A 23,684-nucleotide genomic window follows, 5' to 3' on the forward strand; every position below is an offset into this window, starting at 1 on the left:
ATCGTACTCAACATCGGCAAGCCCGGGGCGATCCTGGCTGCGTTGCGCGGCGAGCGGATCGGCACACTCGTAACCTGAAGGGGGAGACCCGATGGTCAGCCAGACGCTGAAAGAAGCTTCCCTGCAGATGGACAAGAACCTCGAAGCGATCTCGAGGGAGTTCGCCACCGTCCGGACGGGGAAGGCGGCGCCCTCGCTGCTCGATACGGTCCAGGTCGATGCCTACGGTTCGAAGATGCCGCTCAAGCAGACGGCGACGGTCACGGCGCCCGAGCCGCAGTTGCTGGTCGTGCAGCCCTGGGACACGAACCTGGTGAATACGGTGTCGAAGGCCATCCAATCGGCGGACCTCGGGCTCAATCCGTCCGTGGACGGCAACATCATCCGGGTCAGCATTCCGCCTCTTACCGAGGAGCGCCGGCGGGAGATGGTGAAGGTGCTCCACCGCATGACGGAAGAGGGACGGGTCGCCGTCCGGCACGCGCGGCACAAGGCGAAGTCGGAGATCGAGCGTCAGAAGAAGGACGGGGACATCTCCGAGGACGAGATGCGCCGGGAGCTCGACATGCTCCAGGAACTGACCGACGGGCACATCAAGAAGCTGGACGAGATGCTCGAGCGCAAGGAAAAGGAAGTGATGGAGGTATGACCGAAACACCTCGCTTCTCGACCGCCCCGGAGCCGGGAGTGGAGTCCGTGGCGCCGAGGCCCGGCCTGCCGTCCCGGATCGACGTGAAACGGGCGTTCGACGTCTACGTGTTCGGAAGAAGCCGGACCCTCGCTCCGAGCCAGAAGGGCGCCGTGATCGATGCGAAGTCTCCCGCTCCTCGGTCCGAGGCGGCGGACGATGCGGCGCAGACGGAGCGGACCCCGGCGGCGGTCCGGGTGACCGTCCCCGAGACGCTGAGGTTCGATCGGAGCGCGGGAACGTGGCGAGACCGCCTCTTGGGGCCGGACAGGGGGAAGCCGTAGCGAACGACGGATCGGAACACCGGGAGGTCGCGAAGGTCTTCCGGGCAGCCCTCGAACGCGACGCGGACCTGATTCCTCCAGGAACGCGCGTCCTGGTGGCGCTTTCCGGCGGGCCGGATTCCACCGCGCTGCTTCGTCTCCTGCTCGAGACGTCGGGTGATCTGGCGATCCACGTCGAGGCCGCCCATTTCGATCACGGCGTCCGCCCCCGCTCCGCCGCCGACGCCGCCTTCGCCGCTTCCGTCGCCCACTCCCTCGGGGTCGCGTTTCATCTCGGCCGTCCCGCCGGTCTCCTGAGGACGACCCAGGCCGACCTGCGGGCCGCGCGCCTTGCGTGGCTGGAGCGATTGAGGGAGGAGCGCCGGGCGGATCGCATCGCGCTGGGACACCAGGCCGATGACCAGGCCGAAACGGTTCTCTTCCACCTCATGCGGGGAACGGGTCTGCGGGGACTGGCGGGAATCCCGGAGCGGCGTGGCGCTCTCGTTCGTCCCATGCTGGACCTTCGTCGGGCGGAGCTCGAGGCGTATCTGCGAGAATCGGAATCGACGTGGATCGAGGACCCCTCCAATCTCGACACGCGCTGGACCCGGTCCAGGCTGCGCACGAAGGTGTTGCCGTCTCTGGCGCCGGACACCGTGCATCGCCTGCTCTCGCTGGCGACCTCGGCTCGCAGGGCGCACGATCTCCTCGAGCGAGTGGTCGACGGTCTGATCGAGGCCACGAGAGCGGGTCCGTGCCGCGGCGGTCGGATCGAGCTCAGGCTCGCCGAAGTGCGCGCGGCGGGGCCTGAACTGCTTGCCGCTCTGGTTCGCAGGATCGCGGGCGAGGCCGGAGTACGCCTGACCGCCGGAGGAACCCGTGCTGCGGTAGCGTTTATCACGGAGGGCCACAGCGGCGGCTACGTGACGATCGGAGGCGGACTGGAGGTGTCCCGGGAGTACGGCCGCATCGCGATCGGTCCCGGGCGGGATCGGCCCCGGCCGCAGGCGGTGCCGGTCGGTCGCGAACCGGGCTCGGGTCGCCTGTCGCTTCCCGGTCGCACCGTTCGCCTTCGGTGGCGGCCGTCGACGAGACGGACGATCCCTTCGGGACGGATTGCCGTCGCCGTGCACCCGGGTCATTATCCGTTGACATTCCGCGGCTGGCAGCCGGGAGACCGGATTCGTCTGCCCGGTGGCACGAGGAAGCTGAAGAAACTGTTCGCCGACCGTCGCATTCCGGCGAGCGAGCGCGACCGGATTCCGGTGCTGGCGGACCGGGATGGGAACGTGCTCTGGATCGATGGACTGACCGCAGCCGATGCGCGGCGGGAGTCGGATGACCGGCCCTCCTTCCTGGAGTTCGAGCTCGACGATGAATGATCACGCGCGGGAAGGGGCGCCGTACCTGACCCCGGAAGGTCTGATGGCGAGAACCGGCGGACGCGAGCTCAAGCGCGTCGTGTTCAGCGCGGATGCCATCGCCGGCCGGGTACGGGAGATGGGAGCGGAGATCGCCGCCCACTACGGTCCCGGTGACGACGTGCTCGTGCTGGGGCTGCTCAAGGGATCGTTCATCTTCATGAGCGACCTGGTCCGGCACATCGACCGTCCGTTGCACATGGACTTCATCGTGGCCTCCAGCTACGGGTCCGGGATGACCTCGTCGGGAGACGTGAAGCTGCTTTACGATCCGACGGCGCCGATCGAGGGCAGGCACGTCATCCTGGTCGAGGACATCGTGGACAGCGGGAATACGATCAACCGGCTCGCGCGGGCGCTGGAGAGCCGCTCGCCGGCCTCCGTGGAGCTTTGCGCGCTGCTACACAAGAACATCGCCGAGGGTCTGGAGCTCGAGCCCCGGTGGGTCGGCTTCGATGCGCCGACCGATTTTCTCGTCGGCTACGGGCTTGACCATGCGGAGGATTTCAGACATCTCCCCTTCGTGGCCAGCATATGACCCGGCGTTCGCACGGTACAGGATAGACAGACGTGGCTAAGACCAATCCCGAAGACGGAAACCGGGACCCGAAGGCGGGGCGCTTTCTGCGCACCGCATCCTTCTGGGCCCTCGTGATACTGATTCCGCTCGCCATCTTCCAGGTGATGGAAACGAGCCGGCAGATGCAGCGGGAGCTCACGTACACGGAGTTTCGTGAGCAGCTGGATGCCGAGAACGTTCGTTCCGTGACCTTCACCGAGGGCCGGAAGGTCGAGGGCGAGCTCAGGGCTCCGATGCAGGTCGAGGGTCAGCCCGTGAGCGAGTTCCACACGCTTCTTCCGACCGAAGCGAGCCAGGAGCTCATCGATGGGCTGGAGGCTTCCGGGGTCGAGGTGAAGGCCGAAGAGGCGGGGGCAAACTGGGTCAACTACCTGATCTCGGTCCTTCCGTGGATCCTCATCATCGGCCTGTGGTTCTTCTTCTTCCGGCAGATGCAGGCCGGAGGATCGCGCGCCTTCAGCTTCGGCAAATCGAAGGCGAAGCTCCTCACGGGGGACACCCCACAGGTCACCTTCGCGGACGTGGCGGGGGCGGACGAGGCCAAGGAAGATCTGAAGGAGATCATCGAGTTCCTGAAGGATCCGGCCAAGTTCCGTCGGCTCGGCGGCCGCCTTCCGAAGGGGGCCCTGCTCGTGGGACCGCCGGGCACCGGGAAGACCCTCCTCGCGAGGGCTGTGGCCGGTGAGGCGGGACGGCCGTTCTTCTCCATGAGCGGCTCCGATTTCGTCGAGATGTTCGTCGGCGTGGGGGCGAGCCGGGTCCGGGACCTCTTCGAGCAGGGCAAGTCGCACGCTCCGTGCATCATCTTCATCGACGAGATCGATGCCGTGGGCAGGCACCGTGGCGCCGGGCTCGGCGGGGGCCACGACGAGCGCGAGCAGACCCTCAATCAGCTGCTCGTCGAGATGGATGGCTTCGAGTCCAACGAGGGCGTCATCCTTCTCGCGGCGACGAACCGGCCCGATGTTCTCGATCCGGCGCTTCTTCGACCTGGCCGGTTCGATCGACAGATCGTGGTCGACAGCCCGGACGTGAACGGCCGGGAGGGCATCCTGCGCGTTCACACCAAGGAGATCCCCCTGTCGGACGACGTGGATCTCAAGGTCCTGGCCAAGGGGACGCCCGGCCTGTCGGGCGCCGACCTCGCCAACATCGTGAACGAGGCCGCGCTTCTCGCGGCCCGGCACGACAAGGACCGGGTCTACATGGACGACTTCGAGGCCGCCAAGGACAAGGTCATGCTCGGCGCCGAGCGCAGGAGCATGGTGATCTCGGAGGAAGAGCGACGGGTGACGGCCTATCACGAGGCAGGACACGCGGTGATCGCTCGCCGCGTGCCCGGACTCGATCCGCTTCACAAGGTCACCATCGTGCCCAGGGGAAGGGCCCTCGGAGTGACGGCCTCGCTCCCGGAGGAGGACCGGCACAACTACACCAAGGAGTGGCTCGAGGGCCAGCTCGTGATGTTGTTCGGCGGGCGCGTCGCCGAGGAGATGATCTTCGGGTCGGCGAAGATCACGACCGGTGCGGGCAACGACATCGAGAGGGCGACCGGGATCGCGCGCCGCATGGTGACGCAATTCGGAATGTCGGAAGCGCTCGGACCCATCGCCGTCGGCGAGCAGGAGCACGAGATCTTCCTCGGCCGGGAGTTCAGCCAGCGACGGGAGGTCTCGGACAAGACAGCCGAGCTGGTGGACGCCGAGATCAAGCGGCTGCTCGATGAAGCCTACCGAAAGGCGGAGCGGGTGCTCACGGAGAACAGAGACCTGCTGACCTCGATCGCCGAGGCGTTGCTCGAGCGGGAGACGCTGGATGCGGACGACGTCCGCACGCTCGAGGACGGCGGCGCTCTCCCTCCGCTTCGCGGAGCACAGCCCGCCGGGCCGGCCGAGCTTCCCGCTTCTCCCGGCACGAGCCGGGCGTCGGACCTCCCTCGCGAAGAGACGGGGGGAGGAGGAGAACCCTCGCCGGCTCTGGCGTGAGGTCGCCGTGCCCGGACACGATCGATCGGTGATCGCCGACCCGCACCGCTGGATGGTGAGAGACGACGGGATTCGCGTCGATCGGCCGATCGTCCTCGGGATCCTCAATCTCACGCCGGACTCCTTCTCGGATGGCGGCGCCTATCGGAGCTCGGCAGCGGCGGTGGCCGCGGCCGAGAGGATGCTGGATGACGGGGCGGAACTCATCGATGTGGGGGGTGAGTCGACCCGACCCGGCGCTCGACCGGTCGAGGCGGACGAGGAGTGGGGCCGCATCGGTTCTGTGGTGTCCGCGCTGGCGGGACGCGGCATCCCCGTCTCGGTCGACACCCGGAGGGCGGTCGTGGCCGAGCGTGCAGCCGAGGCGGGTGCGGTCGTCCTCAACGATATCTCGGGGCTGCGTTTCGAGCCGACTCTGGCCGACGTGGCCGCGAAGTACGGGATGGGGCTGATCCTGATGCACATGCGCGGCACGCCGGAGACGATGCAGAGCGATACCTTGTACGCCGATCTGATCGGTGAAGTGCGGGAGGGTCTGCGGGGCTCGATCGCGATCGCACTCGAGCGAGGCTGCGAACCCGACCGGCTGGTGGTGGACCCGGGGATCGGCTTCGGCAAGTCCCTCGAAGGCAACCTCGAGCTCATCGGACGCATCGGAGAACTCCAGTCGCTCGGTCGTCCGATCCTCGTCGGACCGTCGCGGAAGTCGTTCCTCGGCAAGCTTCTCGATGTGAACGTGGGGGACCGGGTCGAGGGGACGATCGCGGCGTGTCTGGCGGCGCTGGAACGGGGAGCGAGATTGTTCCGGGTGCACGACGTCCGGGCGGTGCGGCGGGCTCTCGACGTTGCGTGGGCGGTGCGGACCGCTGCAGTGAGCGTGCCGGGATGAGCGCGATCTTCGATTACGTCCGGTTCCTGCTGGATCAGTTCGCGGTGAAGGACCTGGCCGAGATCCTCATCGTGGCGTGGCTCGTGTACAGGATCCTTCTCATGTACACGGGCACGAGAGCCTTCCAGGTGCTTCTCGGGTTCGTCCTGCTGGTCTCGGTGTACGTCCTCGCGCAGGCCGCGGGTCTCCGTCTCATCCCGTACATCCTGTCCCAGGTGTTCACCTACGGCGCCTTCGCGCTGATCGTCATCTTCCAGCAGGAGATCCGGGCGGCGCTGGCACGGCTCGGCCGATCCAGGCTCTTCCAGCTGTTCGCCCGCAAGGAGCAGCAGGAGGTCGTGGAAGAGATCGTGAAAGCCTCGGATCGCCTGGCCAAGGCGAAGATCGGGGGGATCATCGCCGTCGAACGGCAGGTCGATCTCGCCAACCACGTCGATCACGGCACGCCGATCAACGCGCAGGTGACCGCCGAACTGCTCACCACGATCTTTACTCCGTACTCGCCTCTCCACGACGGGGCCGTCATCGTGCGGCGCGACCAGGTGGCGTACGCGGGGTCGGTCATCCTGCGTCTCTCGGAGTCGCCGAGACTCGAGCGGTCCCTCGGAACCCGCCATCGGGCGGCACTCGGTCTATCGGAGGAAACCGATGCCCTGGTCGTGGTGATCTCGGAGGAGTCCGGCCAGATCTCGCTGGCGCACAGGGGCGTGCTGTACCGCGGGCTGCGGCCCGACGACCTCGAATCGAGGCTCGCGGCCGGCGGGGAAGAGGAGACGTCCGTGGAGGGGCCCGCCTCCGCTCCCGCCCTGGACCCGGTGGATCGCTCCGGTGTAGTGGCCGCAGGAGGCGAATGAGGCGTGCAGGAATCGCGTTGACTGTGCCCGTGTGTGCCGGTAAACTAGGTTTCCTCGGACGAATTGGTGATTTCGTCAACGCATAACGGAGACGGCTCGGGTGCAAGACACCAGCTATGAACTGCTGACGATCTTCCGTGACGGGGGTTTCATGATGATTCCCCTGGTCCTTTGCTCGCTGGTGGCGCTCGGCGTCATCCTGGCCAAGGGGTGGACCCTGCTGGTCGCCCACCTGGATTCCCAGAAGCTCCTGCAGTCGATCGAGGAGCTCGGGACGACGGGCAGGCTGGACGAGGCCATGCAGACGGCGCGGGAGACCCGCGGCCCGGTGGCGGCGATCCTCGTCTCGGGTCTGACCCGGGTCAAGGACAATCAGCAGGGCAAGGACATCGAGAAGGCCATTTCGACCACCGGCAGCATCGAGCTCGATTTTCTGGAGCGCGGGATGAACGTCCTGGCCACCATCGCCAACGTGGCCCCGATGCTGGGCTTTCTGGGCACGGTGATCGGCATGATCGCGGCGTTTGCGGCGATCGAGGCCGCCGGGCAGGTGGAGCCCGCGCTGGTGGCCTCGGGGATCAAGGTGGCGCTGATCACCACGGCTTCGGGCCTGGCGATCGCCATCCCGGTCAACATCTTCTACAACTGGTTCGTGAGCCGGATCGATACCCTGATCATGGACATGGAGAAGGGCGCGCAGGCGGTCCTGGACCTGATCTGGAACGCCGAGGCCCGCAAGCGCGCCGAAGCAAAGGCCGGTGGAGCGCAGGGCTGACGACGGTCAAGCCGAAGAGCGAGGGGACGCAGCATGCCGATTCTGAATCGTAAGGAGCGCGTGTCGGATGAGATTCCGACGGCCTCGATGGCGGACATCGCCTTCCTTCTCCTGGTGTTTTTTCTGACCACCACCGTGTTCAACGAGGAGAAGGGTCTTCCGATCGTCCTCCCGGAGCAGTCCGAGGAGCAGGACGTGTCGGCGAAGAACCTCATCTTCTTCATCGTCCGGCCGGACGGATCGGTGGTCGTGAAGCGTGGGGAGAGCGAGCAGGAGCAGGTCGTTCAGTACCGACAGGTGGAGATCATCCTCCGCCAGGAGCTCGCGCAGAACGCCAACCTGATCGCGGCGGTCAAGACCGATCCGAATGCCGCCTACCGGCACATGGTGAACGTACTGGATGAAGTGAAGAAGGCGGGAGCCGAACGCATCTCTCTGCAGATTCTCGAGGAGTAAGGCATGGCCAAGAAGGGCTTCGAGCGCAAGTCGGGTGCAAGCGAGGACATCCCCTCGTCGTCCCTGGCGGACATCGCGTTCCTGCTGCTGATCTTCTTCATGGTGTCGACGGTGTTCCGGAAGGAGAAGAAGCGGACCATCGAGTGGACGACCGCGGAAGCCACCGAGAAGATCGACGAGAAACGCAAGAACATCCTTCACATCTGGGTCGAGCCGGATGGAACGGTGTACATCAACGACCAGGTGGTTCCGTACGACAACATCGCCGACGTGGTACGGCCGATCTACGCCGAGAACCGTGAGCTCGTGGTGGCGATCCGTGGCGACAGGGATGTTCCCTACAGCCAGATCAACACGATCACGGAGCAGTTGCAGGCGTCCGGCGCCGTCCGGGTGACGTTCGCCACGCGCGTGGAGCAGCGGGTCCAGAGGGCCAGGAGGTAGTCTCGTGAACCCACATGATGAACAGAAGATCACGAGCCGGGATGAGGCCCGGAAGGCCCGGGAGGCGAAACGGGCGAGCGCGGCCGCGTTCCTGCCCGCGAACGACCGCTTCAAGCAGAGCTACGCCGGTCTCACGTACCTGTGCGTGATCGTGGCGACCGCGGTTCATTTCGCGGTGTTCGAGTTCTTCCCGCAGCTCGAGGCAGCGGATCTGGGTGTCGTCTCGGAGGAGCTCGCTGCGATCGAGCTTCCGCCGGAGGTGAAGATTCCTCCTCCTCCCGAGCAGATCGCTCGTCCGGCGACGCCGCGCGTAGCGGCCGCGGAAGTCAGCGAAGACATCACGATCGCGCCGACCACCTTCGAAGAAAACCCGGTCGAGAACCTCCCGCCGCCCCCGCAGGGAGCGGATCCCTCGGCCACCCCGTCGTACATCGCACGCGACGTGGAGCCGAGGCTGAAGAACGGCCGGGAGATTCGCCAGCTCCTGGAGCGCCTGTATCCGCCGATGCTCAAGGAGGCGGGCATCGGAGGGCGAGTGCTCCTCTGGGTGTTCGTGGATGAGCAGGGCAACGCAGCTCGCTCGCAGATCAACACGTCCAGCGGCTACCCGGCCCTGGACAGCGCGGCCGAGCAGATCGTCGAGCAGATGCAGTTTTCCCCGGCCATGAACCGGGACAAGCCTGTCGGGGTCTGGATCGCGCAGCCGATCGACTTCAGCGTCACGCGCTGACGCGCCTGCGGCGCGACCCGGCTTCCGGTGGAGCCGCTTGCCGAACGGCGGGCGGCTCCACTCTTTTTGGGATCGGATCGGTCGGGCATTCCGTTGCCGCTCCCCTTGACCCGCCGTAGACTCCCGCCGTGAACGAGACGCAGATCAGGGACCGGGCGGATGAAATCCGCGACGTCATCGAACGGGCCGCCGGCCGGGCGGGCCGTGACGCGGCGGACGTCAGGGTGCTTCCCGTGACCAAGGGACACGGTCCGGAGGTCATCCGCGCGGTTGCTTCGATCGGCTTCGAGGCGATCGGCGAGAACCGCGTCGGCGAGACGGACGCCAAACAGGCGGAGCTCGGGCGCTTGGGTCTGAAGTGGCATATGATCGGGCACCTTCAGAGAAACAAGGCGGGACGCGCGGTCGAGCTCTTCGATGCCATCGAGTCGGTGGACTCGCTTCGGCTCGCCCGCCGCCTGCAGGCCGACGCCGAGCGCCGATCGCGCGAGGAGCTGGCGGTCTTCGTACAGGTGAACGCGGCCGGGGAGGAGCAGAAGGGCGGATTCGAGCCCGCCGAGCTGGTGGACGCCGTCGGCAGGATCATGGAGCTGGACAGGCTCCGAGTCGAAGGGCTCATGACGATGGCACCGTACACGACGGACGTGAAGGTGTTGAGGCAGACGTTCGCCCGGACGCGGGAGTGCCTGGAGAGGTGTCGGCGGGAGATTCCGGGGTTTCAGGCGTCGGGGCTGTCGATGGGTATGAGCAACGACTTCGAGATCGCCATCGAGGAGGGCAGCACCGAGCTCCGGCTCGGGACCGTGCTGCTGGGGGAGAGACCGGAGGTATGATGGACCTTACGCCGCTGGACGTGAGAAAGAAGAAGGATGACCTGCGCCGCACCGTTCGCGGGTACGAGCCGGCCCAGGTCGACGCGTTCCTCGATCTCGTGGCGGATCGCCTCGACTCGGTGGTGCAGGAGGAGGTTCGGCTCAGGGAGGAGGTCCGTCTCCTGCGAGAACGCCTGGTGGGGTTCGAAGAACGGGAGCGGGCACTCAACGAAGCGCTCATCGCGGCACAGGAGCTGCGCGAGGAAGCGAGGATGCAGGCCGAGAAGCAGGCCAGCCTGAGACTCCGGGAGGCCGAGCAGCAGAGCGAGCGCCTCCTGATGAAGGCCCGCACGGACGTTCACGATTCCGAGAGGATCCTGAACGAGCTGCAGGCTCGGAGGGCGAGTTTCCTCCGCGGGATGCGCTCGCTGCTCGAGCGATTCCTCGGCGAGGTGGAGCAGGAGGAAGAGCGGCTCGAGCGACCCGCCCCGGCCGCTGGCGCGGGGGCGGCCGAGTCCGGTTCCCCCGATCCCGGAGAACCGGTCGCGACGCCCGGGGATGGGACAGGCGCGGAGTGATCGACGCGGCGCCGGTCGCGCAAAGCGTGGCGGACGGCGTTCAGGCCGTCCGGGAGGTCACGGACCGCAGGCCGGAGATGGGCATCATTCTCGGCACGGGACTGAGCGGACTCGCAGACGAGTTGATCGACCCGATCGCGATCGAATACGGGCGCCTGCCGGGATTTCCGCCTTCCACGGTGGAGACGCACGCGGGTCGCCTGATCTTCGGAGCGCTGGAAGGACGGACCGTCGCCGTGATGCAGGGGCGCACCCACCTGTACGAAGGATACCGCCTGGCTGACGTCACCTTGCCGGTGCGGGTCCTGCGGGCGCTGGGCGTGGAGCGGATGATCGTGTCCAACGTGAGCGGTGGCATGAATCCCCTGTGGGAGCCGGGAGATCTGGTGCTGATCACGGACCACATCAACCTGCTGGGCGACAACCCGCTCGTCGGAGCTCACGTGGACCCGGCGCTGCCTCGTTTTCCCGACATGTCGAGGGCATACGACGAGGATCTCGCCCGTATCGCGAGGGAGGAGGCTCTCCGGCTCGGTATCCGCCTTCGCGAAGGCGTGTACGTGGCCGTGGCCGGTCCCTGCCTGGAAACCGCAGCCGAGTATCGGATGCTGCGGGCGCTCGGCGCCGACATCGTCGGAATGTCGACCGTGCCGGAGGTGATCGTCGCCCGTCAGGTGGGGATTCGGGTGCTCGCACTGTCGATCATCACCGATGCGTGCCTGCCGGATGCGCTCGAACCGGCGGACATCGAGACCATCGTCCGGGTGGCCGGGGAAGCGGAGCCGGATCTCGGTCACCTCGTCCGGGCCACGGTCGCCCGCGCCTGAAATCATGAAATCCGGAGCCTGAACGCCGATGAGTTACCGTCCGCTTCCCGAACGAGCCGTCGACCTCGAGCAGGAAGTGCTCGACACGTGGGAGGCCGAGGACACGTTTCACCGCAGCCTCGAGCTCCGAGAGGGCGCTCGGGAGTTCGTGTTCTACGAGGGCCCCCCCACGGCGAACGGTCGACCCGGGGTCCATCACGTGCTCGCCCGCACGATCAAGGACACGGTCGCCCGCTTCCAGGCAATGGACGGGCGTCACGTCACCCGGATCGCGGGTTGGGACACGCACGGTCTGCCGGTCGAGATCGAGGCGGAAAAGCAGCTCGGGATCTCGGGAAAGCCGGAGATCGAGCGCATCGGAATCGCCCGCTTCAACGAGATCTGTCGCGAGAACCTGTTCACGTACAAGGAGGACTGGGAGCGTCTATCGAGACGCATCGGATACTGGCTCGACTATGCCAACGCATACGTCACCTGCACGGAGCGGTACATCGAGTCGGTGTGGTGGGCCCTGGCGCGCATTCACGAAAAGGGTCTCCTGTACAAGGGATACAAGGTTCTCCCGTATTGCCCGCGGTGCGGTACCGGGCTGTCGAGCCACGAAGTGGCGCAGGGCTACCGGACGGTCTCGGAGCCGTCCGTGTACGTGAAGTTCAGGCTGCGGGACGACGAGGCCGGGGCATCGATCCTGAGCTGGACGACCACGCCATGGACTCTTCCGGGTAACGTGGCCCTCGCGGTCGGTCCGGAGATCGAGTACCTGCGCGTCCGGGTGCGCGAGCCGAACGAGGCGGGTGACGGTATTCCTCGCGGCGCGCGGGTCGGTGAAGAGCTCATCGTCGCCTCCGCACGCGCCGGAGATGTCCTCCGTCACCCGTACGATGTCCTCGAGGTCGTTTCTGGAAAGGAACTCGCCGGCCTCCGATACGAACCCCTGTTTCCGGGTGCGGTCGAGGCTGCGGACCACCCCGCAGCGTGGACCGTGCTGGAAGCGGACTTCGTGACCGTGGAGGACGGAACGGGCGTGGTCCACACGGCCGTGATGTACGGTGAGGACGACTTCGAGCTGGGGGCCCGGGCCGGTCTGCCCATGCAGCACACCGTCGATTCGGATGGCCGCTTCGTGGAGCGGGTGCCCGGTGGGCTGGCGGGACGCTTCGTGAAGGACCCCGATACGGACCGCGCGATCATCGAGGGTCTCGCGGAAGCGGATCGCCTCTATCGAAGGCAGATGTACGAGCACAGCTATCCGCACTGCTGGCGGTGCGACAGCGCGCTCCTCTACATGGCCCGGGATTCGTGGTACATCCGCACCACCGCGGCGCGGGAGCGGCTTCTCGCGAACAACGATTCGGTCGACTGGCATCCTCCGGAGATGGGCTCAGGTCGGATGGGCGAGTGGTTGGCCGGCAACGTGGACTGGGCGGTGTCGCGCGACCGGTACTGGGGGACCCCTCTGCCGGTATGGGTGTGCGATCGCGACCCTGAACACCTCGACGTCATCGGTGGTTTTTCTCAACTGGAGAGCCACGCGGGAGACCTGCCGGAGGGGTTCGACCCGCACCGCCCCTATATCGACGAACTCACGTGGCCGTGCGGTCACGAGGCTTGCGGCGGTGTCATGCGGCGCGTTCCGGAGGTCATGGACGCCTGGTTCGACTCGGGCTCCATGCCGTTCGCCCAATGGCACTATCCGTTCGAGAACGAAGCGGAATTCGAGTCGCACTTTCCGGCAGATTTCATCGCCGAAGGCGTGGACCAGACGCGCGGGTGGTTCTATTCGCTGCTCGCCATCTCGACCCTCGTATTCGAGCAACCGGCGTACCGGAGCGTGGTCGTCAACGACCTGATCCTGGATCAGGACGGTCAGAAGATGTCCAAGTCCCGCGGGAACGTCGTCGACCCATGGGACACGGTGTCCGAGTACGGCGCCGATGCTCTCCGATTCTATCTGCTTTCCTCGAGCAATCCGTGGCTGCCGAAGAAGTGGGACGGCGACGCTTTGCGGGAGACGAACCGCAAGCTGTTCGACACGCTGCGCAGCACCTACCGCTTCTTCGCGATGTATGCGGATCTGGAAGGCTGGAACCACGAGACGGCGGATCCCTCCGAGCCCTCGTCCCGGGAGGCCGTGGATCGGTGGCTGTTGAGCCGGATCGACGGTCTGGTGGCCGCCGTGCGGGACGACTACGAGTCCCTCGACCTCACGCGGGCGGCGAGACGGATCAGTTCGTTCGTCCTCGACGACCTCTCCAACTGGTACGTCCGGCAGACGAGGGATCGATTCTGGGCCACCGGAGCGAGAGCGGACGACCGGGAGGCGCGGAGCAGCACCGACGATGCGTTCTCGACCCTGTACCGGGCACTGACCGTCACGTCGCTGGTGCTCGCGCCCATCTCGCCGTTTCTGACGGACTGGCTTCACCGCCGACTCACGGGCGGTTCGGTGCACCTGGCGGACTTTCCCGACGGGTTCGGGTGGAGTGACCCGGATCTCGAGCGACGCATGGAGGACGTGCGGCGCCTCTCCACGCTCGGCCGGGCGGCCCGTGAGGCAGCGGGCGTCCGGGTACGGCAGCCGCTCGGAACGCTTCAGGCGATCATCCCGGGCGGATCGAGGCCGGGTCCGGAGCTGGAAGCGATCCTGCTTCAGGAACTGAACGTGAAGGAAGTTGTATTCCCGTCCGGAAGTGGCGATATTGTGCGGCTGTCCGCGAAACCGGACTTTGCGCAGTTGGGGCCGAGGCATGGCGGTCGAACGCCTCGGATCGCCCGGGCCGTGACGGAGTTGGACGCGGATTCGGTTCGTCGGCTCGGGATCGGAGAGGTCGTGACCGTTCGGGTGGACGATGAGGAGGTGGAGATCCGGCCGGACGAGGTGCAGGTGCTGGAAGAGGCCTCCGGTCACCTGACGGTTCAGAGCCAGGGCGGCTATCTGGTGGGCCTCGACACGACGGTCACCGAGGAGCTCGAGGCGGAGGGGCTGGCCCGTGAGCTGGTGAGCCGCGTACAGAGACTGCGGCGCGACTCGGGACTGCAGGTGAGCGATCGCATTCACCTCGGAATGGTGATCGGATCGGAACGCCTGCAGCGGGCCGTACGGCAGCACCGGGAGTACATTGCCGGCGAGACGCTGGCTGTCGGATGGACGCTGGATGCGGCGGAGACGACGGACCTCGCGCACTCGGCGTCCGTTGAAGTGGATGGAGAAAGCGTGATCCTCGGACTGAGCCGCATGGACGGTTCGGAATCCGCGGACCGAACGGGCTGATACATGCCTATATAGGCGAGATCGGGGCAACGGGATGAAGAAGAAGGACCTGAAGCACATCGAGAAGCGACTCCTCAAGCTCAGGGAGAGGGCGCTCAAGGACCTGGGTCACTACGACGAGTCCTTTTCGAACAGTATGCAGGCGTCGGACGGCGATCTTTCGGCCTACAGCTTTCACATGGCCGATCAGGGGACCGATGCAATGGAGCGCGAGAAGGCGTTTCTGTTTGCCAGCAAGGAAGGCCGATACCTGTATCACCTCGATGAGGCCCTGAGGCGTCTGTACCGGTCGCCTGACACTTTCGGCGTCTGCGAGGATTGCGGGGAAGAGATCTCCTTCGAGCGGCTCGACGCCCTGCCGCACACGGTTCAGTGCATCCGCTGCAAGGAAAAGGAAGAGACGGGTGTCTCTCGCTGAGTCGGGCGCCCTCTCCGAATCGCGGGCACTCGCTCCGGAGGTGAACAAGAAGACTCTGCTGGCGGGCGTCGTGGGGACGGTCGTCATCCTGGACTACCTGACCAAGATGTGGGCGATGAACACGCTCACGTACGGCTACTCCGTTCCGGTCGTGGGCGACTTCTTTCGTCTCACGTACACGCACAATCCGGGAGCCGCCTTCGGGATCAACATCGGCGAGCACTCGCGCTTGTTCTTTCTGGTGCTCGCCCTCGTCGCCCTGGTCGTTCTCGGATTGATCTACCGGTCGACGCCGGCTCGCGATCGCCTGCGGCTGCTGGCCGTTGCGCTCGTGAGCGGAGGAGCGATCGGCAACATCATCGATCGGTTCCGGTTCGAGGCTGGCGTGGTGGACTTTCTCGACGTCGGAATCGGTCGCCACCGCTGGCCGATCTTCAACGTGGCCGACATGGCCGTGAGCATCGGAGCGGTCCTTCTACTCGTCTCTTTCTACCTGGAGGAGAGGCACGCTGACGAACCGGAGCCGGGAACCGGCTGAGGTTCATCGCTTTCGGGTCGATGACGATCGGGACGATCGGCTGGATGCGTATCTGGCCGATCGTTTGCGTCTGAGCCGCAGCCGAATCGCAGAGCTCATCTCCGAGGGGCTGGTGCTCGTCGGAGGCTCGCCTGCGCGCAAGAGCCGCCGCCTTCGAGCCGGCGAAGAGGTGACGGTGACCGTGCCCGCGGCTGCCGACACGGCGATCGTTGCTCAAGCCATTCCCCTGAACATCGTGTATCGGGACGAGCATCTGGCCGTGGTCGACAAGCCGGCCGGGATCGTCGTCCACCCAGCGGCCGGACACCGGGACGGCACCCTGGTCAACGCGCTGCTGCATCACCTCGGGTCGCTGTCGCCGATCGGAGAGCCCACCCGGCCCGGAATCGTTCACCGACTCGACCGGGACACCAGTGGTCTGATGGTGGTGGCACGCACCGAAATCGCGCACACCGAGCTGAGCCGAGCCATTGCGCGCCGGGAAGTCCGTCGTGGCTACCTCGCCGCTTGCTGGGGTCACGTCGGGGAGGACGACTTCGCGGTCGATGCCCCGATCGGCCGGGATCCGGCGAACCGGAAACGGATGGCCGTGGTGGAAGGGGGCCGCCCGGCCCGAACCCGTTTCCGGCGGCTCGAGCGATGGCCTGCGGCCGATCTCATGGCGGTCCGACTGCATACGGGCCGCACGCATCAGATCCGTGTTCACCTCCGACATCTCGGGCATCCAGTGGTCGGGGACCCGGTGTACGGACCGGACTGGCACCGGGGGATGACCGGAGCGGGGGCCCGGTGGGCCCGGGAGTTCCACCGGCGGGTCGGTCGCCTGTTTCTCCACGCGGCCCGACTGGGATTCGTGCACCCCGTGACCGGCGAGGAGCTCGTATTCACGTCACCGCTTCCGGACGGGTTGGCGGCGGCCGTTCGGTGGGCACGGGCTCGATCGTGATCAGGGGCAGGGACCCGAGGTTCCAGGGATTCCGGGGGATGCTGTCGCTTCTGCCGATCCTTGCCGCCGGCACTCTGACATCTCCCGTGGATCCTCAGGCGGTGCCGGGAGCCCCATCGCGGGTCGTCGTGCGGGGAGATCCGGACCTGATCGGGCTCGGCGAGACACTGGTTGCCGATCCGGCCGTCTGGAGGGCACTTCCCGGAATCGGATCGCTGACCGACGTGGGCATCGACTCCCTCGAGCTGTGGATCACCGCGGATCTCGCCTCCGGAGTGCCCGAGGATCTTCGTCACGAGGAGAGCTGGGTGGCCGGCACGGCACATCCGGCCAGCCGTCGAATCGCGCTTCGAACGGGCCCCGGGCTGGGAGGTCCCGGCGGGCTGAAGACCGTCCTGCGACACGAGATCGCTCACCTGGCGATCGGTGCGGCCACGTCGGGAAACTACCCCCGATGGCTCACGGAGGGGTACGCCCAGTACGTGTCCGGGGAATGGAACTTCGAGGATGCCTGGCAACTGCAGTCCGCCTTTCTACGAAACGGCGCCGCCACCCTGGAGCAGATCGACCTGCGCTTCCGGCGTCACTCCATGGACGCCAGGATCGGTTATCTGCTCTCGTATACGGCCGTTCACGAGCTCGTCTCGATGGGGGGTGAGCCGGGCCTGTCGGCGATGTTCCGTCGGCTCGCAGAGGGACAGACGTTCGCCGAGGCCCTCCGCAAAACCTACGGGATCACCGAGGACGCGTTCGAGACGCGCTGGAAGCGCTCCCTCGTCGATCGGTACGGATGGCTCTACCTGCTCTCTCGGGCCGGGGTTTTCTGGCTCGCGGTCACGGGCCTCGTTCTGTTCGTGGCGCTGCGTCGGGCGCGCGTCGATCGTGCGCGGCTCCAGAAGCTGCGGAACGAGGAGCGGGCAGCCGCGGCGCCGCCGATGCCGGGCGACCCCCAGCCCGGGTCTCTACGACCGGCCGAGTCGACCGTGCGAGACCCCGATTCGACGATCTCGGGTGCGGTGGGCAGGACGCCCGATCCTGATTGACTTGACAACGCTCAGCGGGTATCCTTCCGCGATGGATGGGAACCGCGGAGGCGAAGCCGGAAACGGCGTACAGCGTCCACGGCTGTTCGGCCTGCTGGAGACTCGGAACGCCGTTCTCCTGCTGGCTGGGGTCGTGGTCGTTTTGTTTGGATACTTCTTCCTCGACCGGGGCTCGGTCGTGCTCGCGCCGCTACTCCTGTTCGCGGGCTACGTCGTGCTGATCCCCGCCGGGCTGCTGGTCGGGTTTCGTCGCGGCCGCTGAGGAAGAGGGCGAATAGCTCAGTTGGTCCAGAGCGCCTGCCTTACAAGCAGGAGGTCGCTGGTTCGAATCCAGCTTCGCCCATGTGGGATCGACCGGCGATGAGGAACAATCCCCGGCGATCGAGTGTCGTAACGGTGGCGTGGGGAGGTACGCCCCGTGCGGGTTTTACGGAACATATCGAGGACCGGAACATGAAGCGTGCGATTCTGAGTTGGGGCGGACGGAGCCTTCTGGTGGCGGCCGTTTCGCTCATCTGGGCCCCCGTCAACGTGATGGCGCAGGACGACGGCGGCGCGGGTGGGCGCGCGAGGGTGCTCGTCGCGCCGCTGCAGAGCGACCCCGGAGTCAAGAAGGACTTCGGAAAGAAGGTGTCCGAGGACGTCCGGGACGGACTCGAGGCGATTCCGACGCTGGTGGCGATCGACTGGGACCAGGTCAAGGATGAGCTCCGTCGTCTGAAGCTCAAGGAAGAAGACCTGGGGCTGATCCAGTGGAGGCAGCTTGCGGGCCGCTTGAACGCCGACGTCGTAATGACCGGCACCGTGTCCGCCTCCGGCGCCGGCAATGCCCTCAACGTCACGTTCGTCGATTCGAAGAGCGGGGACGAAGTCGCGGTGCCCGAGTTCATGGTCCCCGGAGACGGCAACCGCGAGGTCGAACAGGCCGCCGGAGTGATCGTGTCTGCCTTCGGAGAGCAGGTTGACTATCGGCGCGCCCTTCTCTTCTGCCAGGACTACCTGGCTGCGGAGCAGTACGAGGACGCGCTGCGCAACTGCGAGGAAGCTCTCGCCACGAACCCGGAGAGCACCGCCGGACACTATCTGCGTGGCCGGGTCTACATGGGACTGGAGGACTGGTCCGCCGCGGTGGAAGACCTGGAGTTCGTGATCCAGAACAACCCGGCCGAGGTCGACGCGCTGAACGCTCTCGCGTACGCGCACGCCCAGCTCGGCAACATGGATCGGGCCGTCGAGCTGTATCGCGAATACCTGAACTTCAATCCCGGCGACGCGAGCGTGCGCATGACGGTCGCGTTCGAGCTCGCGCAGGCGGGCGGCGAGGTGGAGGCGATCGAGTTGCTGCAGGAAGGCATCGCGATCGACTCGACCAACGCGGACCTGTGGGAGTTCCTCGGCAACGTGGCTCTCAAGAAGGGGACCACGGCAAGCGGAACGGCGGACCCCGCTGCGGGGGCGATCGCCGACACGGCCTCGGTGCGGCTCGCGGTCGAGGCCTACGATCACGTCCTCGAGCTCAAGGGCGAGGACATGAACCCCGAGATCCTGAGGAACGTGATCGCCGCGAATCTGGAGCTCGGCGACTACGACGCGGCGCTGGCGTTCGCGGACCGCGCGCAGACGCTCATGCCGGAGGATGCGGGGCTGTGGTCCATCCGCAGCGACATCTACGGCCGCATGGAGCGGTTCGATGACGCGATCGCGGCGCTCAATCGGGCGCTGGAGCTCAATCCGGACTATCCGAACGCCTACCTGCGACGCGGCTTCCTGAAGCTGCGGGCCGGGGACTCCACGGGCGGTACGGCGGATCTGAGGACGGCGGTCGAGCGCGGCGCCGATGTCGAGGTCGTCACGGGGCAGCTTCTGGCACGTGGGTACAACGACTTCTTCAAGAACGGCCAGTACGACGAGGCGATTCGGATGTTCGAGGTCGGCACGAGCATGGCCGGTCCGGGCCGGGTACGGGACCAGCTCTACTTCTTCACGGCCTATGGCTACTACCAGCAGGGAGTGGCCATCGATCAGGGCAACGAGACGAACGAGGCCTGCCAGCCGGCGCGTCGCGCGCTGTCGAAGTTCCAGCAGGTGCTGCCGAACCTCGACCGTGCCGGATCGGAGCAGCCGCAGAGCCAGGCTCAGATTCGCGAGAGCACGGACGTGTACATCTACCGGCAGGAGCAGATCATCCGGAAGAACTGCGGCGGCTGATCGCCCCGGCGTTCAGGACGCCGCGGGAACGCTCCTTCCCCGATCGGCAGGGCCAGGGCCCGGCGGAACTACGAGTTCCGCCGGGCCTTTTTGCGTCTACGGGTCCCGGTGGGGGACCGGGGTTGCGCTGCACGTACCTGACAGGTAAAATGGGGCGCAGTGGGGAAAAGTGGAGAACTGTGGGGATATCTCCTCTCCTGCCTGAAAGTGGTGGTGCGAATTGGGCGGCTACCTCGGGAGCTACCTGTATCAGGTGGACGAGAAAGGCAGGGTCACGCTGCCGGCGGCATTTCGCCGGGACAGCGGGACCCAGTCTTTCGTCCTGATCCAGGCGCAGCCGGACGCCCTCACCCTCTATCCCGATGAGACGTGGACCGAGGTCCAGGAGCGGTTGCGCACCCTGGCCCGAAGCGCCCCTCGCGCCCGCCACACGATGCTCGGCCTCACGGCGAACGCTGTCGTCGTCGTACCCGACAAGCAGGGACGCATCCTGATTCCAGACCGTCTGCGCGAAGGTGCCGGTATCCGGGACGAAGCGCAGGTGGTTGGAGCCATAGACAAGATCGAAATCTGGGACCCGGAGCGATTCGCCCGGGCGATCAGCGATACCGGAGACGACTTCGGCGATCGGTTGGCCGGCATTTTCGCCTGAGCTCCGGTTCCGGGCGGTCGGCGAGGGTGCATGACCGAGCAGCGCTATTCGCACGAGCCGGTGATGGTCGAGGAAGTGCTGCAGCTGCTCGAGCCGGAGCGCGGAGGGTGGTTCCTCGACGCGACGATCGGGGGCGGGGGCCACGCAGCACGGATGCTCGATGCGAGTTCTTCGCTGCGCCTGATCGGGCTGGACCGCGATCGCGAGGCCGTGACTGCCGCGAGACGGCAGCTCGCTCGCTACTCGGATCGCGCCACGGTGCTGGAGGGCAACTACCGGGACGCAGCAGAACTGCTGAAGGAACACATAGACGTCGGTCTGAACGGGGCCCTTCTGGATCTGGGCGTGTCGTCCCATCAGATCGATACGACGGCGCGCGGTTTCTCCTTCCGCCGGGGCACACCGTTGAACATGCGGATGGGCGGGACAGCCGGCGGTTGGAGAACCGCAGCCGACTTACTGAATACGGCGACGGAAGAAGAGCTGGGGCGGATCTTCCGGGAGTTCGGGGAAGAGAGGAAGTGGCGGGGCATGGCCCGGGAGATCATTCGTCGACGCCGGCGAGAGCCACTGAGCACGGCGGATGATCTGGTGGCGGCCGCCTCGGTGGCGCTCCGTCGTCCCCTGGCCGAACGGGACAAGGCTCGCCTGTTTCAGGCCGTTCGGATCGCCGTGAACGATGAGCTGGGGGCACTCCGGGAAGGGCTCGAAGTTCTCCGGCAGATGCTCGCACCTGGGGGACGGCTGGTCGTCCTCTCGTACCACTCACTGGAAGACCGAATCGTGAAAAGAACGTTCCGGGAGTGGAGTCAGGACTGCATATGCCCGCCGGAGTGGCCCGTATGCCAGTGCAGGGGACGGGCACTGGGGCGCCTGCTCACTCGGAAGCCGGCGCGTCCCGGCGAAGCCGAGGTGGAGGCGAACCCGCGGGCACGTAGCGCGCGTCTGCGGGGGTGGGAGCGGGCATGACGCCGGCGCGACAGGCGGGCACGAAGAAGACGAAGAGAAGGAAGCCGGCGGGCGGCCGCAGGAGCAAGAGGCGCCGTCCCGGGATGCGTCGCCGACAGCTCGTGACGATCCTGGCGCTGGTCGCCCTCACGACTTCCTTGATCGTATCGGTCAACCGAACGGCCCGGGGCAACCGGCTGGCCGAGTCGATCAATGTCCTCCGAACGGAGGAAGAAGTGCTGAGGACGCGGCTGTCGGAGGAGCTCGTGCGCGTGGATTCGCTCGCCTCACGGGAGCGGATTCTGGTGGCGGCCGCACACCTGGGGATGCGGCCTGCCACCGATGATGAGGTGGTTCACCTGCCGGATGTCGGGCCCTAGAGCGGGGGCGAGGGCAATGGCCACGAAGAAGACTCGCAAGATCTCGAAGCGGACACATGCTCGGCGGACGCACGGTCTCGCGGCCGTCCTCGCCGTGTTGGCCACCGCATTCGTGAGTCGGGCGGCTCAGCTGCAGATCGTCCAGGGAGATCGCTGGCAGGCCCAGGCCTTCAGCCAGACGACGGAGACGATCGAGCTTCCGGCGGCCAGGGGAAGCATCCTCGACCGCAACGGAAAGGCGCTTGCGCTCTCCCGGCAGGAGTACCGAGCCTTCTTCGCGCCAGCTCAGTCCGGCGACCCGGCTCGGGACGCGCGCAAGATCACCTCGATGCTCGAGCTCACGCGGTCGCAGGCCGAGCGTCTGACGAGGCGGTCGACCGGTTGGATCCCGATCGGCCAGGTGAGCATGGCGGTGCGCGAGTCGCTGTCCCGGTCGGTGGGACCGGCGGTCGAATTCGAGCCGGTCCTCACCCGCGTGTATCCGGAGGGAGACCTCGCCCGGGAACTGCTCGGACGCGTATCCGGCGAAGCGTCGGGAGTTTCGGGCCTCGAGCTCGTTCTGGACTCCCTCCTGCGTGGCACGCCCGGCCAGCTCCTCGGACGCCGCGATGCCCGGGGCGAGCTGTATCCGATCCCGGCCGATCGGGATCGAACCGCGACGCCTGGCAGGGATGTCTATCTGACCATTGATGCCGACCTCCAGGCCATCGCCGAGGCCGCGCTCCAGAATGCGATCGAGGAGACCGGTTCGTCGGGTGGCGATGTCATCATGGCCGACCCGAACACGGGGGAGTTGCTGGCGGTCGCTTCCCGTCGGGAGGGAGCCGCCGGGACCGTGCCCGCCTTTACGGCGCCGTACGAGCCGGGATCGACCGTGAAGCCGTTCCTCCTCGCCACCCTGCTCGCCGAGGGGCTGGCCAGCCTCGACGAGCCGGTCTATGCGGAACACGGCGAATACCGGACCGCACACCGCGTCATCTCCGACGTGCACCCGCACGACACGATCAGCGTGGCCGAGGTGATCCAGTTCTCGAGCAACATCGGGTCCGCGAAGCTCGCCGAACGGATCGAGCCCGGGGTTCAGTACCGCTATCTGCGCGACTTCGGGTTCGGGACTCCGACGGGAATCGCTCTACCCGGGGAATCGGGCGGACTCCTGCGTCGGCCCGACCGCTGGTCCGCCCTCAGTCCCGCCTCGCTCGCCATCGGCTACGAGCTTTCGACCACTTCGCTTCAGCTCGTGATGGCGTACGGCGCCCTCGCCAACGGCGGAGAGCTGTTCGAACCGGCTCTCGTCCACGAGGTGAGGTCGACGGATGGCACGGAATGGCGTTTTCAACCTCGCACCATCCGCCGGGTGATCGATCAGGCCACGGCCCGAGCGGTCTCGGGTGTCCTGCAGGCGGTGGTGGACGAGGGAGGTACGGGGACCGAGGCATCCCTCGCGACGCTCAAGGTCGCGGGCAAGACGGGAACGGCCCGGATCGCCGGCTCTGGCGGATACGGAGACCGGCGCTACGCGGCGTCCTTCGTGGGCTACACGCCCGTCGATCGACCCCGCCTGGTCATCATGGCGAAGCTCGAGGACCCGAAGGGACACGTGTATGGCGGTCTGACGGCGGCGCCCGTCATGCGAACCGTGGTCCAGGCCATTCTCGCGACCCGTGGACGGGGGCTGATCCAGTCCGAGACCCAACCGATGCGTCGGGTTCGCCTGGATTGGGAGGCCCGCGGAGCCGAAGCCGCCCCTTCGCCGTATCGCTTCGCCGATGCACCGGGAGTTGCGACCTCGAGGTCGGCCGACCGTGAGCGCCTTCTCCCCGACGTAACGGGACTGGAAACGCGAATCGCCGTGTCCCGACTCCACGCTCTCGGGCTCCGAGTCGAGTTCACGGGGGCAGGGCGGGTGACCCGTCAGGAGCCCTCGGCCGGAACACGCGTCGTTCGCGGCGCGACGATTCTCCTGCGCTGACGT

General features: G+C 66.6%; 25 protein-coding genes and 1 tRNA gene. All 26 read left to right on the forward strand.

Translation table 11 applies throughout. From position 1 onward, the window contains the following. The first annotated feature begins 91 nt into the window (after positions 1-91). The 26 genes from frr to AC36XV_RS05580 all read left to right on the forward strand — a co-directional run bounded on the left by frr (position 92) and on the right by AC36XV_RS05580 (position 23,681). Entirely contained in the window at positions 92-649 is a 558-nt protein-coding gene (frr, locus tag AC36XV_RS05455) for a ribosome recycling factor (RefSeq protein ID WP_492202669.1), read from the forward strand. Beyond that, positions 646-972, forward strand: coding sequence for a hypothetical protein (locus AC36XV_RS05460; RefSeq protein WP_492202670.1), 327 nt, complete (start codon positions 646-648; stop codon positions 970-972). The genes frr and AC36XV_RS05460 overlap by 4 nt, the downstream gene beginning before the upstream one ends. Beyond that, complete coding sequence (tilS, locus tag AC36XV_RS05465) at positions 930-2,336, forward strand: tRNA lysidine(34) synthetase TilS (protein ID WP_492202671.1); 1,407 nt, start codon at positions 930-932, stop codon at positions 2,334-2,336. The genes AC36XV_RS05460 and tilS overlap by 43 nt, the downstream gene beginning before the upstream one ends. Continuing rightward, on the forward strand, positions 2,329-2,913 hold the full coding sequence (gene hpt, locus AC36XV_RS05470) for a hypoxanthine phosphoribosyltransferase (protein ID WP_492202672.1): 585 nt from the start codon (positions 2,329-2,331) through the stop codon (positions 2,911-2,913). Before tilS ends, hpt begins: the two co-directional genes overlap by 8 nt. Positions 2,914-2,945: 32 nt before the next feature. Beyond that, positions 2,946-4,940, forward strand: coding sequence for an ATP-dependent zinc metalloprotease FtsH (ftsH, locus tag AC36XV_RS05475; protein ID WP_492202673.1), 1,995 nt, complete (start codon positions 2,946-2,948; stop codon positions 4,938-4,940). A 7-nt stretch (positions 4,941-4,947) separates the two neighbouring features. Further along, positions 4,948-5,829, forward strand: coding sequence for a dihydropteroate synthase (gene folP / locus AC36XV_RS05480; RefSeq protein ID WP_492202674.1), 882 nt, complete (start codon positions 4,948-4,950; stop codon positions 5,827-5,829). Then, positions 5,826-6,683 (forward strand): diadenylate cyclase CdaA, encoded by an 858-nt coding sequence (gene cdaA, locus AC36XV_RS05485; RefSeq protein WP_492202675.1) that lies wholly within the window; start codon positions 5,826-5,828, stop codon positions 6,681-6,683. The genes folP and cdaA overlap by 4 nt, the downstream gene beginning before the upstream one ends. 100 nt (positions 6,684-6,783) lie before the next feature. Then, complete coding sequence (locus AC36XV_RS05490; protein ID WP_492202676.1) at positions 6,784-7,458, forward strand: MotA/TolQ/ExbB proton channel family protein; 675 nt, start codon at positions 6,784-6,786, stop codon at positions 7,456-7,458. A gap of 33 nt (positions 7,459-7,491) precedes the next feature. Further along, a complete protein-coding gene (locus tag AC36XV_RS05495) occupies positions 7,492-7,914 on the forward strand; it encodes an ExbD/TolR family protein (RefSeq protein WP_492202677.1) in 423 nt (140 codons plus the stop codon). Positions 7,915-7,917: 3 nt separating this feature from the next. Continuing rightward, positions 7,918-8,358, forward strand: a complete 441-nt coding sequence (locus tag AC36XV_RS05500; protein WP_492202678.1) for an ExbD/TolR family protein — start codon at positions 7,918-7,920, stop codon at positions 8,356-8,358. Between the two features lie 4 nt (positions 8,359-8,362). Beyond that, complete coding sequence (locus tag AC36XV_RS05505) at positions 8,363-9,088, forward strand: energy transducer TonB (RefSeq protein ID WP_492202679.1); 726 nt, start codon at positions 8,363-8,365, stop codon at positions 9,086-9,088. Positions 9,089-9,216: 128 nt separating this feature from the next. Next, entirely contained in the window at positions 9,217-9,921 is a 705-nt protein-coding gene (locus AC36XV_RS05510; RefSeq protein WP_492202680.1) for a YggS family pyridoxal phosphate-dependent enzyme, read from the forward strand. After that, complete coding sequence (locus tag AC36XV_RS05515) at positions 9,918-10,478, forward strand: DivIVA domain-containing protein (protein WP_492202681.1); 561 nt, start codon at positions 9,918-9,920, stop codon at positions 10,476-10,478. The genes AC36XV_RS05510 and AC36XV_RS05515 overlap by 4 nt, the downstream gene beginning before the upstream one ends. Further along, complete coding sequence (locus tag AC36XV_RS05520) at positions 10,475-11,305, forward strand: purine-nucleoside phosphorylase (protein WP_492202682.1); 831 nt, start codon at positions 10,475-10,477, stop codon at positions 11,303-11,305. Before AC36XV_RS05515 ends, AC36XV_RS05520 begins: the two co-directional genes overlap by 4 nt. A 28-nt stretch (positions 11,306-11,333) precedes the next feature. After that, positions 11,334-14,576 carry an isoleucine--tRNA ligase gene (gene ileS, locus AC36XV_RS05525; protein WP_492202683.1) on the forward strand — a complete coding sequence of 1,081 codons (3,243 nt, stop codon included), beginning with the start codon at positions 11,334-11,336 and terminating at the stop codon, positions 14,574-14,576. Positions 14,577-14,610: 34 nt separating this feature from the next. Then, the gene (locus tag AC36XV_RS05530) at positions 14,611-14,994 is read left to right on the forward strand and encodes a TraR/DksA family transcriptional regulator (RefSeq protein ID WP_492202684.1); all 384 of its coding nucleotides are present in this window, start codon (positions 14,611-14,613) and stop codon (positions 14,992-14,994) included. Further along, entirely contained in the window at positions 14,981-15,532 is a 552-nt protein-coding gene (lspA, locus tag AC36XV_RS05535) for a signal peptidase II (RefSeq protein WP_492202685.1), read from the forward strand. The genes AC36XV_RS05530 and lspA overlap by 14 nt, the downstream gene beginning before the upstream one ends. Then, positions 15,504-16,478, forward strand: coding sequence for an RluA family pseudouridine synthase (locus AC36XV_RS05540; RefSeq protein ID WP_492202720.1), 975 nt, complete (start codon positions 15,504-15,506; stop codon positions 16,476-16,478). The genes lspA and AC36XV_RS05540 overlap by 29 nt, the downstream gene beginning before the upstream one ends. Positions 16,479-16,516: 38 nt before the next feature. Continuing rightward, positions 16,517-17,521 carry a peptidase MA family metallohydrolase gene (locus AC36XV_RS05545; RefSeq protein ID WP_492202686.1) on the forward strand — a complete coding sequence of 335 codons (1,005 nt, stop codon included), beginning with the start codon at positions 16,517-16,519 and terminating at the stop codon, positions 17,519-17,521. A 1-nt stretch (position 17,522) separates the two neighbouring features. Beyond that, positions 17,523-17,783, forward strand: coding sequence for a hypothetical protein (locus tag AC36XV_RS05550; protein WP_492202687.1), 261 nt, complete (start codon positions 17,523-17,525; stop codon positions 17,781-17,783). A gap of 6 nt (positions 17,784-17,789) precedes the next feature. After that, positions 17,790-17,864 (forward strand) — tRNA-Val (locus AC36XV_RS05555). Between the two features lie 110 nt (positions 17,865-17,974). Then, a complete protein-coding gene (locus AC36XV_RS05560) occupies positions 17,975-19,729 on the forward strand; it encodes a tetratricopeptide repeat protein (protein ID WP_492202688.1) in 1,755 nt (584 codons plus the stop codon). A gap of 220 nt (positions 19,730-19,949) precedes the next feature. Next, positions 19,950-20,381: a division/cell wall cluster transcriptional repressor MraZ gene (locus tag AC36XV_RS05565; protein WP_492202689.1), complete on the forward strand. Its 432-nt coding sequence runs from the start codon at positions 19,950-19,952 to the stop codon at positions 20,379-20,381. A 30-nt stretch (positions 20,382-20,411) separates the two neighbouring features. Then, complete coding sequence (rsmH, locus tag AC36XV_RS05570) at positions 20,412-21,350, forward strand: 16S rRNA (cytosine(1402)-N(4))-methyltransferase RsmH (protein WP_492202690.1); 939 nt, start codon at positions 20,412-20,414, stop codon at positions 21,348-21,350. Further along, positions 21,347-21,709, forward strand: coding sequence for a hypothetical protein (locus tag AC36XV_RS05575; RefSeq protein WP_492202691.1), 363 nt, complete (start codon positions 21,347-21,349; stop codon positions 21,707-21,709). Before rsmH ends, AC36XV_RS05575 begins: the two co-directional genes overlap by 4 nt. Before the next feature lie 16 nt (positions 21,710-21,725). Beyond that, positions 21,726-23,681 carry a penicillin-binding protein gene (locus tag AC36XV_RS05580; RefSeq protein ID WP_492202692.1) on the forward strand — a complete coding sequence of 652 codons (1,956 nt, stop codon included), beginning with the start codon at positions 21,726-21,728 and terminating at the stop codon, positions 23,679-23,681. The last annotated feature ends 3 nt before the right edge of the window (positions 23,682-23,684 follow it).

Source organism: Candidatus Benthicola sp., assembly GCF_058719085.1.